This is a genomic window from Aeromonas sp. EERV15, assembly GCF_900079845.1.
GTDB lineage: Bacteria > Pseudomonadota > Gammaproteobacteria > Enterobacterales > Aeromonadaceae > Aeromonas > Aeromonas sobria.
This window is the reverse complement of sequence record NZ_FKKY02000015.1, coordinates 1-15862: the sequence shown is the minus strand read 5'-3', so window position 1 is coordinate 15862 and position 15862 is coordinate 1. Positions and strand designations below refer to the sequence as shown.

The 15862-nt window shown below is 60.2% G+C and carries 12 protein-coding genes and 1 rRNA gene; 5 read left to right on the top strand and 8 right to left on the bottom strand.

Annotated elements, in window-relative coordinates:
• The 4 genes from recC to BN4575_RS13905 form a co-directional block, all read right to left on the bottom strand.
• Positions 1–3375 carry an exodeoxyribonuclease V subunit gamma gene (recC, locus tag BN4575_RS13920; protein ID WP_068978619.1) on the bottom strand — a complete coding sequence of 1125 codons (3375 nt, stop codon included), beginning with the start codon at positions 3373–3375 and terminating at the stop codon, positions 1–3.
• A 257-nt stretch (positions 3376–3632) separates the two neighbouring features.
• A complete protein-coding gene (locus BN4575_RS13915; protein ID WP_068978618.1) occupies positions 3633–4025 on the bottom strand; it encodes a DoxX family protein in 393 nt (130 codons plus the stop codon).
• 39 nt (positions 4026–4064) lie between these two features.
• A complete protein-coding gene (locus BN4575_RS13910) occupies positions 4065–4751 on the bottom strand; it encodes a pirin family protein (protein WP_068978701.1) in 687 nt (228 codons plus the stop codon).
• Positions 4752–4781: 30 nt separating this feature from the next.
• Positions 4782–5114 carry a hypothetical protein gene (locus tag BN4575_RS13905; protein ID WP_058053589.1) on the bottom strand — a complete coding sequence of 111 codons (333 nt, stop codon included), beginning with the start codon at positions 5112–5114 and terminating at the stop codon, positions 4782–4784.
• A gap of 258 nt (positions 5115–5372) precedes the next feature.
• On the opposite strand from BN4575_RS13905, the gene BN4575_RS13900 reads away from it, so the two are divergent.
• Both BN4575_RS13900 and BN4575_RS13895 read left to right on the top strand, forming a co-directional pair.
• Positions 5373–6287, top strand: coding sequence for a LysR family transcriptional regulator (locus tag BN4575_RS13900; RefSeq protein WP_068978617.1), 915 nt, complete (start codon positions 5373–5375; stop codon positions 6285–6287).
• A 100-nt stretch (positions 6288–6387) separates the two neighbouring features.
• On the top strand, positions 6388–6807 hold the full coding sequence (locus BN4575_RS13895) for a hypothetical protein (RefSeq protein ID WP_068978616.1): 420 nt from the start codon (positions 6388–6390) through the stop codon (positions 6805–6807).
• Between the two features lie 93 nt (positions 6808–6900).
• Here the strand turns inward: BN4575_RS13895 and BN4575_RS13890 are convergent, their stop codons facing one another.
• Entirely contained in the window at positions 6901–8895 is a 1995-nt protein-coding gene (locus tag BN4575_RS13890) for a methyl-accepting chemotaxis protein (RefSeq protein WP_068978615.1), read from the bottom strand.
• A 205-nt stretch (positions 8896–9100) separates the two neighbouring features.
• The gene (locus BN4575_RS13885; RefSeq protein ID WP_068978614.1) at positions 9101–9451 is read right to left on the bottom strand and encodes a hypothetical protein; all 351 of its coding nucleotides are present in this window, start codon (positions 9449–9451) and stop codon (positions 9101–9103) included.
• A gap of 199 nt (positions 9452–9650) precedes the next feature.
• Here BN4575_RS13885 and BN4575_RS13880 point away from each other — a divergent pair, with 199 nt between their 5' ends.
• The 3 genes from BN4575_RS13880 (at position 9651) to BN4575_RS13870 (ending at position 13297) form a co-directional block, all read left to right on the top strand.
• Positions 9651–10373 carry a response regulator gene (locus BN4575_RS13880; RefSeq protein WP_042019874.1) on the top strand — a complete coding sequence of 241 codons (723 nt, stop codon included), beginning with the start codon at positions 9651–9653 and terminating at the stop codon, positions 10371–10373.
• 33 nt (positions 10374–10406) lie between these two features.
• On the top strand, positions 10407–11768 hold the full coding sequence (locus BN4575_RS13875; RefSeq protein ID WP_068978613.1) for an ATP-binding protein: 1362 nt from the start codon (positions 10407–10409) through the stop codon (positions 11766–11768).
• 140 nt (positions 11769–11908) lie between these two features.
• Entirely contained in the window at positions 11909–13297 is a 1389-nt protein-coding gene (locus BN4575_RS13870) for a transporter substrate-binding domain-containing diguanylate cyclase (RefSeq protein ID WP_068978612.1), read from the top strand.
• Positions 13298–13364: 67 nt separating this feature from the next.
• Here BN4575_RS13870 and BN4575_RS13865 read toward each other — a convergent pair whose 3' ends face one another.
• Positions 13365–15317, bottom strand: a complete 1953-nt coding sequence (locus BN4575_RS13865; RefSeq protein WP_068978611.1) for a ligand-gated channel protein — start codon at positions 15315–15317, stop codon at positions 13365–13367.
• Positions 15318–15742: 425 nt separating this feature from the next.
• Positions 15743–15857: ribosomal RNA gene (rrf, locus tag BN4575_RS13860) — 5S ribosomal RNA — on the bottom strand.
• Positions 15858–15862: the final 5 nt, after the last annotated feature.

Sequence of the window (15862 nt, the reverse complement as noted above, 5' to 3'; positions counted from 1 at the left end):
TTACATCATCTCCATGGTGGTCAGCAGCGGGGTCAGGTGTTCGCGGGCCAGTGCCTGCAACTGCCCCAGCACCTCGTTATCGAGTTCGGGGAAGCAGCGGGCGACGTAAACGTCCTGCCCTTCCCCATTGATCATCCAGCCGCCGTTGAAACGGGTGAGGGCCGCCTTGTCAGCCGCCTCCGGCTTGTCGGGATCCTTCTCGATCGCCTTGAGCCAATCCCAGGCGGTGTTGGGGAAAAACGGCAGCGGCCGCTTCATCCCCTGCGCCCAACACGCCACCAGCGCCGCCAGCTTGGGCCGCGCCTCGTCGGCCGAGAGCTTGGGCAACCGCAGACTCTGTTTGGCGTCGAACAGCAGGGTGTCGCCGGGGGTGCCGCTCAATGAGAGGCAGAGGTGCTGGATCCAGCCCAGCAGCAGATCCTTGCCGTTGAAGCTGCCGGGTTTGACCACCAGCAAGCGCCCCTTCTGGGTGTCGATCCAACCTTGTAGCTGGCCCTGAGTGAGGGAGATATCGATCTCCACCGCCTGCTTTTCTGACTCATTGGCAGCAACCCATGGCCGCAGCCGGTCCGCCAACTTGCCCATCTCGGCATCCAGATCGTCCAGCAGCAGGCTGCCAAACCACCCTTGCGGCAGCAGGCCGGTGAGCTGCAACCGTTCGCGACGCTCGGTACTATCTCCTTCCGCCAGATGGGCATCGAGCAGCAGATCTTTCAGCTGATAATGTTGCAGGCCATCCAGCTCGAATGGCTCGCTGTCCTCGATGTTGGCTTCGTTGAGCTCAAACCACACCTTGAGGCGGCGGTTGAGGAAATATTTGGTGGGCTGGCGATAGAAGCGCAGCAGCTCCGCCAGCTCCAGCCCCTGCTCCTTGCCCCCCCCTCTGTTCCAATCTGGCGGCAAAGGCAGCTCGCCGCTCTGGAAGTTAGCCGCGCCGCGCTCTGGGTTAAGGGCGGGCAGCCAGTCGGCGGCATAGGTAAAGAGGCGTGAACCCGGCTCCGGGTAGAAGTAGTTGCGACTGTAGGGGGTGAGCGGATGCGCCACCATCAGGTGGTTGAGCAGCCGCTTGCCGGAGGTTTCGTCGTCGAGCTCCTCATCCCCCGCCAGCACAAAGCCCTGCCGCACATAGTCGATCAGCTCCGCCAGCAGCACCGAGGGCACCTTGTCGCTGTTGTCCTGCGCGCTGAAGCCCTGATAGCTGATATAGAGCCCCTGCTGGGCACTGAGCAGCGCTTCGAGGAAGAGGTAGCGGTCATCATCGCGGCGGGAGCGATCCCCCCGCCGCGACGCCACCGCCATCAGATCGAACCCCATGGGAGCCAATGTGCGCGGGTAGACGCCGTCGTTCATGCCGAGCAGGCAGACCTGCTTGAAGGGGATGGAGCGCATCGGCATCAGGGTGCAGAAGTTGACCTGACCGGCGAGGAAGCGCTGGCTGGAGCGGGACTCCCCCAGCACGCTGCCGAGGTAATCCTGCAGCAGGTCGGCGGTGATGGGCTGCTCGAAGCGAGCCTCGCCGAGCCGGGTCTGCCACTCGACCAGCTGGCTGCGAATAAGCTGGAGCTGACGCTCTTCATCCTCGTCGGCCAGATAGAAGCGCTCCAGCAGCGCCAGCAGGCAGGCGTTCCACTCGGCCAGCGGCTGCGCCTGTTGCAGCCGGGGCAAAAACTCGGCCAGCGAATCGACAAACCAGGCCAGCTTGCCGAGTGCCAGCCCCTGCTGACCTTCGATATCGGCGTAGGGCAGGATACCCGCCACCGGCTCGCCATCCCCCATGGCAAAGCCGAGCAACATGCGGCGCAGACCGAACAGCCAGCTGTTGCCGGACATGGGCGGCAGATCGAAACGGACGGGGTAGCCGTCGTCCAGCCCCCAGCGGATGCCGGTCTCCTGCACCCAAACCCGCAGCTGGTTGAACTCGTCGTCATCCAGCTCGAAGCGGCGCAGCACGGCGGGCACCTCGAGAATGGCGAGCAGCTCGCCCGCCCCGAAGCGGGCGTTGGGCAGCCTGAGCAGGGCGAGGAAGCTTTGCAGCAGCGGGCTCTCCTGACTCGCCGCCCGATCCGAGACCGCAAACGGGATCTGGCCCCGCGCCCCAAACACCGCCTGAATGTAGGGGCCGTAGCTGTTCACATCCGGCATCATCACCACCACATCTTTCGGGGTGAGGGTCGGGTCCTGCTCGAACAGCGCCAGCAGCCGGTCGTGCAGCACCTCCAGCTCCCGCATAGGGCCGTGGCAGGCGTGGATCTGCAGGGATCCATCCGCCAGATCGATCGGGCTCTTGTGGTGGCTGCTGTCGAGATCAAATTGGCCCTCGCCCCGTGAACCTAGCTCCAGCACATCCTTCTGGATGGCGCGCAGCAGGCTGACATTGCCTTTGGCATCCACTTCGTCGATATCGACGAAGGCCTCGATTTGCGGCACCTCCAGCTCCATCAGCTGATGCAGGTAGTCGCGCCCCAGCTTGCCCATGGAGGCGAGCAGCGGGTTGGCGGGGCCTTGCAACGTCTCGATATCGGTGCCGGGTTTGAGCTTGTTCTCCAACCGAGCCAGGGTCTTGCGATCCAGCAGATCCCCCCAGTAGTAGCGACAGGGGTTGGTGACGAACAGGTGCACCTCCACCTCCGGCCGGCTGCCGAGGGCCAGCAGCGCCTCCACATAGCGCGGCGGCAGCGCCGAGATGCCGAACACGAAGACCCGCTGCGGCAGCTTGCCCGGCAGATCGGCAGTGCGTTGCAGCTCGTGGATAAACTCCTCGTAGAGGTTGGCACGGTGGTAACCGCTCGGAGAGAGCGCCAGCGTGCGGGCCACCAGCTCGCGCCACAGCTCGGGCTGCCAATCCTGACCGCTCACCCCAGCCAGCTCCTGACTGCCTGTGCCAACCAGTCCCTCCCCCTCTTCCCAACGGGCGATCCAGTCCGGCCGGTAAACCAGATACTGGTCGAACAGATCCGCCACCTTCTGGCAGAGCTGCCACAGCCGCACCTGCTCGGGATCCTTGGCGGGATCCACGTCATCCCCACCGCCCAGATAGGCTGCCAGCGGCGCAAAGGCGGGCCTGTCCAGCAAGGCGGGCAGAATGGTCATCAGCTGCCAGCTCATGGAGCCCTTGTTGTAGGGGCTTATGCGAGGCACATCCGCCAACACCCGGGTGAACATCTCCCAGATAAAACTGGCGGGCAGCGGAAAGTCGATATTGGCGGCAATGCCAAACGCTTTGGCCAGCTCCAGCTTGAGCCACTGGGCCATGCCCGGGCTCTGCACCAGGATCTGCTCCCGATCGAAGGGGTGAGAGAGAGGGGCCTGCCGGATGCGGCTCACCAGCAGCTCTTTGAGCAGATCCAGCTGATTGGAGTGGTAGAGGGTAAACATGAGCAATTCCCGCCTGTGGATGAGAGGGGGCGAGGGAAAAGGCGAGCCATTTCCATCACTTCACAAGAAAAGGAATTGTCAGGGATCGGGGGATAAGATGCAAAAGGCACTTGTGGCCAGCGGCAGGCAAGCGGCGGAATCATGAGGGGCGCCGCAGATTTGGTCCGCCGCCTCACCTACCCGGAAAACACAGGCAGAAAAAAGCCGGTGCAGTTGCACCGGCCAAAAGGCATTGGAAACCTCAAACTGACTGGCTGTTACCAGTTTTTGCCGAGACGGGCATCCACACTGAATGCACCCGCACCAGCCGCCGCCAGCGCCAGGAAACCACCGGCCACTGAAACGTTCTTCATAAACATCAGCATCTGCATCTGTTCGGCAGGCTGATAGTGGAAAATAAAGGCAGTCATCAGGGTGAAACCGGCCAGCAGCACGGAGAGGCTGCGGGTAAAGAGGCCGAGCACGATGGCAAGGCCACCACCCAGCTCCAGCAGGATCACCAGCGGCAACATAAAGCCCGGCACGCCCATCGCTTCCATATAACCCTGAGTACCAGCGTAACCACCGATCTTGCTCCAGCCCGCCATTACGAACATCAGCGCCAGCAGTACACGACCCGCCAGCAGTGCCAAATCTTTCATCTTGTCCATTTCATATTCCTCGTTTGTGTCACATCACCGCTGACTGCTTCAGGGTAGGTCAAATAACAGGGCTTGAGTGGCACTGGTCGCGACCAACTCCCACCGGTATTCATCACGACTGAGAACCCCGTCGCCGGGTCGGGCAGCCAGACCGTTGGCGGCAAGCGTACCTGAAATCATCTGCAGGTAACCGTGTCGGCCAGCCAGTGCCCACTCGAGCGTTTCGCCCGGGGCCAGCTCCAGCCGCCATACGCGGGCCTGTTGGCGGATCCTGAACGATCCCGCCTCGCCATCCGGTGACGCCACCAGCGTCATGCCCGGTCTGGACTCGATCTTCTTCTGCTGATATCCGGGTGGCGTGCCGAACTCGTTCGGCTCGATCCAAATCTGCAACAGGGAGAGAGGTTCCGTCTGCGAGGGGTTGTACTCGCTGTGGCGGATCCCGCTGCCTGCGCTCATCAGCTGGAAATCCCCTGCCGGGATCTGCTCGGCATGGCCGAGGCTGTCCTTGTGCTCAATGTTGCCTTGCAGCACGCAAGTGAGGATCTCCATATTGGCGTGAGGGTGGGTGGCGAATCCGCCACCCGGCGCAACCAGATCCTGATTGATCACCCGCAGCACCGAGTGTCCCATCCACTCCGGGTCATAGTAGTGACCGAAGGAGAAACTGTGGCGCGCGTCCAGCCAGCCGAAGTTGGCCTTGCCCCGCGCTTCTGCGGCTCTCAATTGCATCATGGTCTGCACCTCATCTATCCGGGGTTCGACTTAGCGGGGGTTGCCACCACCGATGCCGAACGGAATACGGTATTCGCTGCTCTGGCCAGCCAGGCTGACGGTCACTGTGCCTTGAGTACGCAGCGGCAAGCGAATTTGTTGTGTGCCAGTCAGGTCGGCATGCGCGGAGGTGATCAGGTCACCGGCTTCATCGCGCACTTCCAGCATCGGATTGGCTTTGCCATCCATTGCAGCGGTGGCGTTCCAGTTCACAAACAGCACGCCGGGCATGGCGTTGAAGTCAGCCGGTACGGAAGCGTTGGCGAAACCTGTGGTCATCAGGCCTGCAACGGCCAGCATCTTGATTACGTTTTTCATGTTCATTCACTCTCTTGTTTTATATGTCATTGCCAAGGCCTTTTCGGCCAGAATCAATGCATCCATGCAAGAGGTTATTCAAATAGTGTGTTGTTCTTTCACCGACATCAGACAGACCGATTTGGAGTGTCACAGTGCGGAACTTCCCGCATATTTGGCCGCTCGACGTTCCTGCCTAAGCGTTGATTGAATATTAAAGACACTTGGCCTAACTTGTTAGCGAGATAAACTGGCAAACATATTCAAAAAAATTGAAGGTATGAAATGGCCAAGGAATCAAACAAGGAACGGGCGCTGACCCTGGAGGCAATCCGGGTGCTGGACGCCATCGACCGCCGTGGCAGCTTCGCGGCGGCGGCCGACGAGCTGGGCAAGGTGCCCTCGGCATTGAGCTATACGGTGCAGAAGCTGGAAGACGAACTGGATGCCATGCTGTTTGACCGCAGCGGCCACCGTACCAAGTTCACCCCGGCGGGACGCATGCTGCTGGAGCGTGGTCGAGTGCTGCTGGAGGCGGCCGAACATCTGGTGGGCGAGACCCGGGCGCTGGCCCGTGGCTGGGAGACCGACATCACCATCGCCGTCGATGCGCTGGTCCCGCTGCAGGCCCTCTACCCCCTGGTGGAGAAGCTGGCCGAACAGACCGATACCCGACTGCGGCTGCGCGCCGAGGTGCTGGCGGGCAGCTGGGAGTGTCTGGAAGATGGTCGTGCCGACCTGCTTATCTCCTCGATCAATCCCGATATCATGATGACCGGCATCAAACATCAGGTGATCAAGGAAGAGGTGATGCTCTACGTCGCCCATCCCGATCATCCGCTACATCAGGAGCCGGAGCCGCTGGCGGACGAAACCCTGCGCCGCTACCGCGCCATCGCAGTAGCCGATTCGGCCCTGCGCAAGCCGGTGCTCACCTATCGCCTGCTGGACAAACAGCCGCGCCTCACTGTCAGTACCATGGCGGAGAAACGCGACGCCCTGCTGGCAGGGATTGGCGTCGGCACCATGCCGCAAAGCTGGATCGACGAAGACATCAGGGCCGGGCGACTCAAGGTAATCAGCCCCGAATATCGTCATCAATTGCAAGTGGTGCTGGCCTGGCGGCGGGACACCATGGGCAAGGCCAAGAGCTGGCTGGTGCGGGAGATACCAAAGCTATTTGTGGCCGGTGAGAAGTGAGAACCAGTTAACAGAACACTCAATTATATGCCTCACTTGACACCCGAGGCTTTTATTGGTTCCATAGCCGCCTCATTTGAACCAATGGAATCTGTAGAAAATGAAAAAGACTTTGCTGGTAGCCCTCACCACCCTGCCCCTGTTTGCCAATGCTGGCCTGATGGACTCGCTGACCGACAGCGTCACCAGCAGCGTAAAAGATGCGGCCAATACCGCCGTATCTGGCGCCGTGGACAGCGCATCCAACGAAGCGATCAAGCAGGCGCTGGATATCAAGGAAGGCGGCTCCAACAAGCAGGCTATCAAAGAGAAGCTGGGCGCACCGGCCTCTACCAAGACCGAAGCCGGCCTGGAAGTGTGGACCTATGATCTGGATGCCCTGAACAAGGCCTCTCCGCTGCTGGCAGAAACCACCAAGACCCTACTGAAAGATACCGACGCAGCCAAGAAGAACGTCGTTATCAAGTTCGAAGGCGAAACCGTCAAGAAAGTAGACCTGACCGACAAGGCTCAGGGCTAAGTTCACTCGTCCGGTGGACAGGGCGACACGCCCGCACCTGCACGGATAGCAAGAGGGGGAGCATCAGGCTCCCCCTCTTTCATTATCTGCTTGTTACACCTTGAAGCGATGCACCAGTGCCACCAGCTGGCGATTGGACTCTAGCAGGGTGGCTGAACTCTGTTCGGTATTCTGCCCGTTATCTACCAGCAGATTGACCATGTCACGGATAGTGACCATGTTGCGGTTGATCTCTTCGGTCACCCGGCTCTGCTCCTCTGCGGCAGTCGCAATCTGGGTGCCCAGATCGTTGATCTGCACCACAGCATCAGCCATCTTGTCGAGCCCGCCGGTCACCTGCTCGGTATTTTCGGTCGCCGCCTGACAGCTCTGCTTGGTGTGCTCCATGGCCACCACTGCTTCGGCCACCCCCTGCGTCAACCGGGAGAGCATGCTCCCCACCTCGGCGGTGCTATTCTGGGTTCTCGCCGCCAGCGCTCGCACCTCATCGGCCACCACGGCAAAACCACGGCCCTGCTCACCAGCCCGTGCCGCCTCGATGGCCGCGTTGAGTGCCAACAGGTTGGTCTGGGCGGCAATATCGCCGATCACGCTGAGCACACTGCTGATCTGGCGGGCATCTTCCTGCATCCCTAGTACCTTGGTCGCGGCTAGATCGACTTCATCGATCAGCGCCGCCACACTGGCAGAGGCCTGACCCACCACCTGACGGGACTGAATCGCCTGACCATTGGCCGACTCGGTAAAGCTGGCAGAATCGCTCGCGTGGTGCGCCACGCTGTCGGCAGTGGAGCTGAGCTCGGTCAGGGCTGTCACTATCTGATCGGTCTCAGCGGCATGCTCACCGAGAATGCGTCTGGCCTGCCCCGTCTGCTGGTCCAGCTGGGCCAATTCACGGGTAATCAGCTCTGTGGTCTCGGTCACCTGCAACATCATCTGCTGCAGATAGGCGATAAAGCGATTCACCGATTGGGCGATATGGTCCAGCTCATCGTGCCCCTTGACCCGGATCCGGGCGGTCAGGTCAGCATCTCCGGCCGAGAGCGCATCGATATTCTGCTTGAGGGTGTCGAGTCGACTGCCCAGTTGCTTGATGGCCATCAACATCAGCGCAAACAGCAGCACCACCAGCGGTAGCTGGATCGCTGCCAGCGTCTTGAGCACCTCCTGACTGTCGTGGGTCAGGGTGCTGGTCGGCAGCGCCGCCGCCAACAGCCAGGGGGTTCCTTCGATGGGTTGCATCAGCAATGTCTGCTCTTCACCCAGATCCTGAAAAGTGGTGCGCTGCAACGCGGCGCCATTACCCAGCCCCAGCAGGCTGGCGATGGCGCTGGCAAAGGGATAGTCCCCGCGAGATGAGAGATTGCCCAGCACCACATCCCCGTTCAAACGGCCATTCTTGCTGAGGATCTTGCCATCGGCTTCGACGATCATCACCTGACCACCGATCTCCTGCTCTTTTTTGGCGACCAGATCATTGAAGAAACCCAGCGTCACATCGATGGTGGACACCCCGTAGAGGGAGCCATCACGGTAGATCCCCATGGCGCAGTTGGTTCGCGGTTGCTGACTGGCACCGTCCTTGTAAGCCGCCGCCCAGACACACATGCCTTTCGCCGCCTGCTGCCCGGCTCTGTGCCAGGGCTGCTCGAAATAGTTGGGTGCCTCGGCCGAGTTCCAGTAGGTGTTGGGGATCAGCTGGTTGGCACCATCCCGATGAAAGAAGGTACTGAACTTGATGCGACCAGCTTCCCGCTGATCCGGCATCGGCCAGATGCCGCCACCAAACACCATGGCATTGCCATATTGATCGATCAGAGCAGGGAGAACGGCATCGATTTGCTCGCTCGGCAGCTGGGCAACCAGCTGGGTGATACTGCGTGACTGGCTCTGCACCCCGTTGAGCTGGTCGCGAATGTCGGTCGCAATCTCGCTGACCCGCAGCACCAGATTCTGCTCACCCGCCCGTTGCAGCTCGGGCTTGACCCATAACTGGATGCCGATAACGGTCAGCACACAGACCGCCACCATGAATCCCAAAAAAACGGCGGTATATCGCCCCTTGATCGTCCCCAGATCCCAACCCATACCCTCTCCTGTTTACGGCCACTGCTAACTGCAGCTTGTTATATGAGCGAGCATTATCTTGCAATTCGCTCATGGCGCGTTTGCCATCGCTCACATAAGCGATAGCAAGATAAGGATTCGAGCAAAAATGGATCGATGGGATCACAAAAAGGGTGGCCTCGGCCACCCTTCGGTTTGTCACTGTCATGTGCAACAGCAGGCGCTGTTACTGGTTCGCGTCGGCGAACTGCTTCATCGCTTCGGCGTGCTTGGTCATGCCGGTGACACGCTCGTTGAGGTTCTTGATGAACTCCGCCTTCTTGGCTGGATCTTCAATGCGGTCATAACGTTGCTGCAGGTTGGCCTGGATCTGCTCCGGGGTCATGTTCTGCATGCGGGCCATCTTGTCGTGGCGGCCACCGTGGTGTTTGCCACCTTTCATACCACTGCCATCCATCGGGCAGTCCATCATGGCACCGGGCTGACCGGTGGGGACAGCTTCACTGGCGGCATAGGCGCCCAGCGGCAGGCCAAGGATCAGGGTGGCGGTCAACAGGGTTTTGGTCAGCTTTTTCATGGTCTATCTCCGGTAGGGATGATTCTGGTTCGGCGCTCTTGCCTTGCCCTCAAGTAAACACCCGTCAAGTGTCTGAACTTTGCCAGCATCGCCCTTTTTTGTAGCAGAGTGTGGCATCGTGCGGATCTGGCACACTTTGACACAAACCGCAGGTCGGATTTTCGTATACTCGTGCCAACGTCAAGCAGGAGCCCTTCCCATGAATCAAGGCAACACCCACATTCTGGTGGTCGACGACCACAGCGAGATCCGCGATCTCTTAAAGCGCTTTCTGGAACAGCACGGCCTGCGGGTCAGCTGCGCCCGGGATGGCAAAGAGATGAAGCGACTGCTGGAGGAGCGGGAGTTCGACCTGCTGGTGCTGGATCTGATGATGCCGGGTGAAGATGGCCTGACCCTCTGCCGCGAGCTGCGGGTCAAATCGAGCCTGCCCATCATCATGCTGACCGCCATGGGGGAAGAGACCGACCGCATCATAGGGCTGGAGATGGGGGCCGACGACTATCTGGCCAAGCCCTTCAACCCACGCGAGCTGCTGGCGCGCATCAAGGCGGTGATGCGCCGTACCCAAGCAGAGACCCAGCCCGCCGCCGAGACCCTGACCCGGGATCTGCGTTTCGATCGCTGGTTGCTCGACATCAATCGCCGGGAGCTGGTCGATGAGGATGGGGTGGGTTTGAGCCTCTCCACCGCCGAGTTCGATCTGCTCAAGGTGTTTCTCGAGCGCCCGCAGCGGGTGCTGAGTCGGGATCAACTGCTGGATCTGGCCCGTGGCCGCGAGGCGGTGGCGTTCGATCGCGCCATCGATACCCTGGTGAGCCGACTGCGCCGCAAGCTGGAGCGGGATCCCAAGAACCCCGAGCTGATCAAGACCATCTGGGGTGGTGGCTATATGTTCTCCGCCGACGTGACGCAGGTTTAAGCAGTGAGCGCCTTGCGAAGACTGTGGGCACGGATGTGGCCCAAGGGACTGACCGGCCAGATCATTCTGGTGGCGCTGGCGGGGTTGATCCTGATCCAGCTGCTCAGTATCCAGATCTACCGCTCGGATCGGGAGGAGGCGCTCGGCTTCGTCAACAGCCGCAACGCCATGCAGCGGATCATCTCGGTGGTGCGGCTGCTCTCCCTCTCCCCCCCGTCTCTCTATGATGAGATCCTCAAAGCCAGTCGCAACGAGACCCTGCTGCTGCGCCTCTCCGATGAGCCGCTGCAACCGGATAACCGCAGCCCCCGCTTCGAGCAACTGGTGCGCTCGCGCCTCAACTATCCCCCCGGCCTCACCGTCGAGATCAGCGCTGAGCTGAAAGAGGATACCCAGCGCAGCAAGGCGTGGGAGCATCACGCCCGCATGATGCGGGATCGCAAGGGGCCGCCCCCACCACGGGATATGCGGCTCTATGGCTCCATCGAACTGCCGCAGGGGGGCTGGCTGCAGTTCAGCTCGCTGGTCGACAAGGAGGCGGGCAGCTGGTCGTGGCAGACCACCCTCAACCTGATGCTGGTCGCCAGTCTGGTGATCGGGCTGATGGTGCTGCTGTTTCGCCGTGCCACCCGCCCGCTACAGCAGCTGGCAGGCAACGCCGAGCGGCTGGGTCGCGGCGAGGATATCGAACCGCTACAGGAGGTGGGGCCGACCGAGATCCGTGAGTCGATTCAGGCCTTTAACCGGATGCACACCCGGCTCGACCGCTTCGTGCAGGACAGAACCCGGATGCTGGCGGCCATCTCCCACGATCTGCGCACCCCCATCACCAGCCTGCGGCTGCGCACCGAGTTTCTGGCCGATGGCGAGGACAAGGAGCGCATCCAGCAGACCCTGCAACAGATGGAGCAGATGCTGGCGGCAACCCTCAGCTTTGCCCGCGAGGAGGGGCAACAGGAGGCGACCCGCGAGCTGGATCTGGTCAGCCTGCTGGTCAGCCTGTGCGATGACTATGCCGATACCGGCCAGCCGGTCACCTGTCTGGCAGAGGGTAAAGAGGTCTACGCCTGCCGGGCCAACACCCTGCGCCGGGTGTTGCAGAACCTGATCGGCAACGCCATCAAATATGCCGGCAGCGCCGAAGTGTCGCTGGAACGCTGCAAGGAAGAGCTGTTGATCCGGGTTTGCGACAACGGGCCGGGGATCGATCCGGCGCGGCTGGAGGATGTGTTCAAACCCTTCGTGCGGCTGGACGAAGCGCGCAACACCGAGTCGGGCAGCGTGGGGCTCGGGCTCTCCATCGCTCGCACTCTGGTCCATCAGCATGGCGGCGAGCTGACCCTGCTCAATCGACCACAAGGGGGACTGGAAGCGCGGATCAGCCTGCCGCTGTAAGTAGTCACTCTATCCGCCAGCCTTGTCATGGCGCCTTTTTCATCATGCAAACTTCATCATTTGAGCGCTTGTTCTTCGATGAGAAAGGCGGTGATAATCGGTGACCACGGGACGGTATACGGCAACGGATTGGAGCAAGGATGGCCTCTTCCAGGACAGGAGTCATAGTCAGTATCGGATGGGGGCTCCTGCTGCTCGCTCTTGCCCTGCCTGCCTGGGCCAAAGCCCCGGAAGAGCCGATCATCATTACCAACTCCAAAGCCTGGCAGCCCTTCTCCTATATCAATGAGTCGGGCCAGCCGGATGGCTTGCTGATCGATTTGTGGCGCGAATATGCCCGGGTGACCGGCCAGAAGATCGAGTTCAGGCTGGTCGACTGGCAGGGCTCCCTCGACTTGCTCCATGAGGGGAATGCGGACGTTCACGCGGGGCTGCTCTGGTCACCGGAGCGGGACAAGCTGTTCGACTATGGTCAGCCCCTCGCCCAGCTCGACTCCCAGCTCTTCTTCTCAAGCGAACTGCGCGGCACCGATGTCCACTACTACCTGCTCCATGAAACGGTCGGGGTGGTGGCCGGTGGCTACGAGGAGTATTACGCCAGACGCTACTTCCCCGGTACCAGACTGCAGACCTTCGATGACAATGACACCCTGCTGGCGGCGGCCTTTCGGGGCGACATAAAAGCCTTTATCGCCGATCTGCAGGTCGCCAACTTCTACATCTATACCTCGGACGATCCCACCCGCTTTATTCCGGTTCGCCACCTCTATACCGACCAGATCCGCTTTGCGGTGAAAAAGGGCGACCTTGCCCTGTTAAACCGGCTGGAAGAGGGCTTCGCCAAGCTCAAAGAGAGCGATCGGGAGCGGATCATCCGCAAGTGGATGCATGTCGAGACTGTCTATCCCATCCACCTCGGTCCCTGGCTGCTACTGGCCGGGGTGTTGATCATGGTGGCCCACATAGTGCAGCTACGCCGTGCCGTCGCCAGCCGCACCGCCGAGCTGAGCCGCGCTAACGCCAGACTGGAGAAGCAAGCCAGCACCGACCCCCTGACCGGCCTGCTCAACCGACGGGCATTCATGCCCGCCATAGAGCAACGGCTGGCAAACGGCACGCCCTGCGCACTGTTGCTGTTCGATGTGGATCACTTCAAGGAGACCAATGACCGCTTTGGGCATGGCATCGGGGATCTGTTGCTGGAAAAGCTGGCCACTACGGTAACGAACCTGTTGCCCGAAGGCGCTCTACTGGCCCGCATCGGCGGCGAGGAGTTTTGCCTGCTGCTGCCGCTGACGACGCTAGCAGAGACAGAACAGTGGGCCGAGCGCATTTGCCTAGAGAGCAACCGGCAAACCCTGCACACCAGCAGCGGCGAGGTGACCCTCTCCATCAGCACAGGGGCCGTCTGGGTAGAAGCAAAGAGAGAGGCTGATGCCGACCAGCTACTGCGGCAGGCTGACGCCCTCATGTATCAGGCCAAGGGACTGGGGCGCAATACCTGGCAAGCCGCCCCCTATCAGGCATAGCCCCCTGACGGACGTGCAATAAAAACGGCCGCCATCAGAAGATGGCGGCCGCATGACAGGTTCCCTATCAGAAGTTGTAGGTCACGCCAAGGTTGTAGCGGCGACCGTCCAGCACAGTGCCATAGCTGCTGTAATCCACCGTCTTGTCGAACAGGTTGTAGACCCCGGCGGTCAGATCCAGATGCTTGTTGGCCTTGTAGACCAGACCCATGTCAAAGAAGGTGTAGGATGGGGTTCCCTCCGCCATCTTGACCCGGCTCAGGTACTCGGAAGTCTCGCCACGGAAGTTGACCCGTGACCAGAGGCTGAGATCCTCGGTGGTCTGCCAGTCTACGCTGCCGTTGAACATATGGCGGGGCATCTGGTTGAGGGCATACCCTGCCAGTGGGCCGCTCTTCTGCTCGGACTGGGTAAAGGTGTAGCTGGAACTGACCGACCAATCCTCATTGATGGCCCAATCCATCATCCCCTCGACCCCGCGCATGTTCGCCTTGTCGACGTTGACCCGGTCACTGATGAAGTCATAGCTGTGACCATTGAGGGTACAGGCGGGATCGCTCTTGCTGGTGCAACGACGCACTTCGGAGATCTTGTTCTTGAAGTCGGTGTTGAACAGGGTAACCCCGGCGTTGAAGCCCTGATGACCGTTCCACAGCAGACCAATCTCTTCACTCACGCTGGTCTCCGGTTTGAGATCCGGGTTGCCGACCAGCATGCCATCCAGGCTGCCACCACCGGTGACCTGACCCCAGTTGGCCGCCGACATCCGCAAGTCAGGGGAGCGGTAACCGGTCGAGCCCCCCCCTTTCAACGTCCAGCTCTGGTCCAGATGCCAGACGCCGTAGAGGCGCGGGCTCCAGTGAGAGCCGTAGTTCTGGTCCCGATCCATGCGGGCGCCACCGGTCAGAGCAAAGCTGTCAGTGAGTGACCACTCATCCTCGACAAACATCGCCCAGCTCCAGCGGGTCAGCTGCTCGGCAGGGTTGGCTACTTTCAGGGTATTGCCCTGATCGTGCAGGTCTTCATAGCGGTACTGACCACCGACACTCAGGTAGTGATCCCCAAGAATGAACTGGGTATGGGTGTCGGCGATGGTGTTGGTGAGCTCCATCTTGCGGCCGGGGTTGGTGTTGGTCTCCTGCTGCAGATAACTGCTGGAAGATCCGAAATCATACTGACCATCATGGGTCAGCGCATAGTTGGTGCGCTCGTAGCGGTTAAGGCTATCTTTCGCCTTGGCATCCAGTGAATTGCCGGCCGTACGATCCCGATCCTGCAGGCTGCGACTGGCTTCCAGATCGAAGCGGTTATGGTCGTCAGGCTTGAAGCTGAGCACGGCCGTGCCACTGCGAGTCTCCTGCTCAGCAAAGCCCTGGGTAAATTTGTCTTCACCACGATGCGCCAGCTGACCATTGAAACGCAGCCCCAATACACCATCGATCAGTGAACCTGCGGTATAAGCATCGGTCTGGAAGCTGTTGCCGGCATCCTTGTTCTCCTGGAAGGTAGAATCAGCGTGCACCGAGCCCTGCCAGGCCAGTCCGGTGGTCTTACGGGTAATCACGTTAATCACGCCGCCCATGGCATCCGAACCATAACGGGATGACATGGGGCCACGGACGACCTCAATCCGCTCGATCGCCTGCAATGGCGGCAACCAACCCTGTTCGATACCCGGGCCATCGCTATTGGGGCGAGTGCCGCGGCTATCCACCTTCTTGCCATCAACCAGCATCAAGGTGTATTTCGAACCCATACCACGAATGCTGATATCACTGCTGCTGCCACCACCCGTCACCACAACGCCGGGTACATCCTTCAGGGCATCGGTCACATCGCGATATGCCCGCTTCTCCAGCTGCTCACGGGTGATAACGGAGATGGAGGCAGCAGAGTCTTCAATCTTCTGCTGGAAGCCGGAGGCGGTGACGACCATCACCTCTTGTTCGGCAGCATAGGCTTGGGACGCAAGAAGGGAGCAGATCAGCAAGGCAAGCTTGTTCGGTTTCACTGTTGTCATGTTTTGGCCTGAACGTTTTTAGTAGGAAAGTGGCGTATTCCCTTACTTCACTCGTTACAACGCCCTGGCATCCGGCCAGGCGCAGCATTAGCAAAGGCTCATTTGAAAAGCACTTTATTAATCAGCCCGCATTGTAACGACCCCACCCAGATCACTTAAACAATAATCATTATCATTTGTGACTTTAAGTCATTGTCCTGCAGAACAGACCGCCATACCTCATAGAGATCGGTGTTAAATTAACAAATAGATAAATATCATATAGTTACAGAAACTGGGGTTTATGGCAGAACCGGAGAAAATAGAGGAGGAAAAACAGAGAAAACGGCAGAAGAAGAGGGAATAAAAGGTCAATTATCAGGCGACTTGCTGAATTGCAGCCAATAAAAAACCCCGCTCATCGAGCGGGGTTTCTTGTATTGGGTGCCTGGCAGTGTCCTACTCTCGCATGGCGAATGCCACACTACCATCGGCGCTACCGCGTTTCACTTCTGAGTTCGGCATGGGATCAGGTGGTTCCACGGCGCTATGGCCGCCAGGCAAAT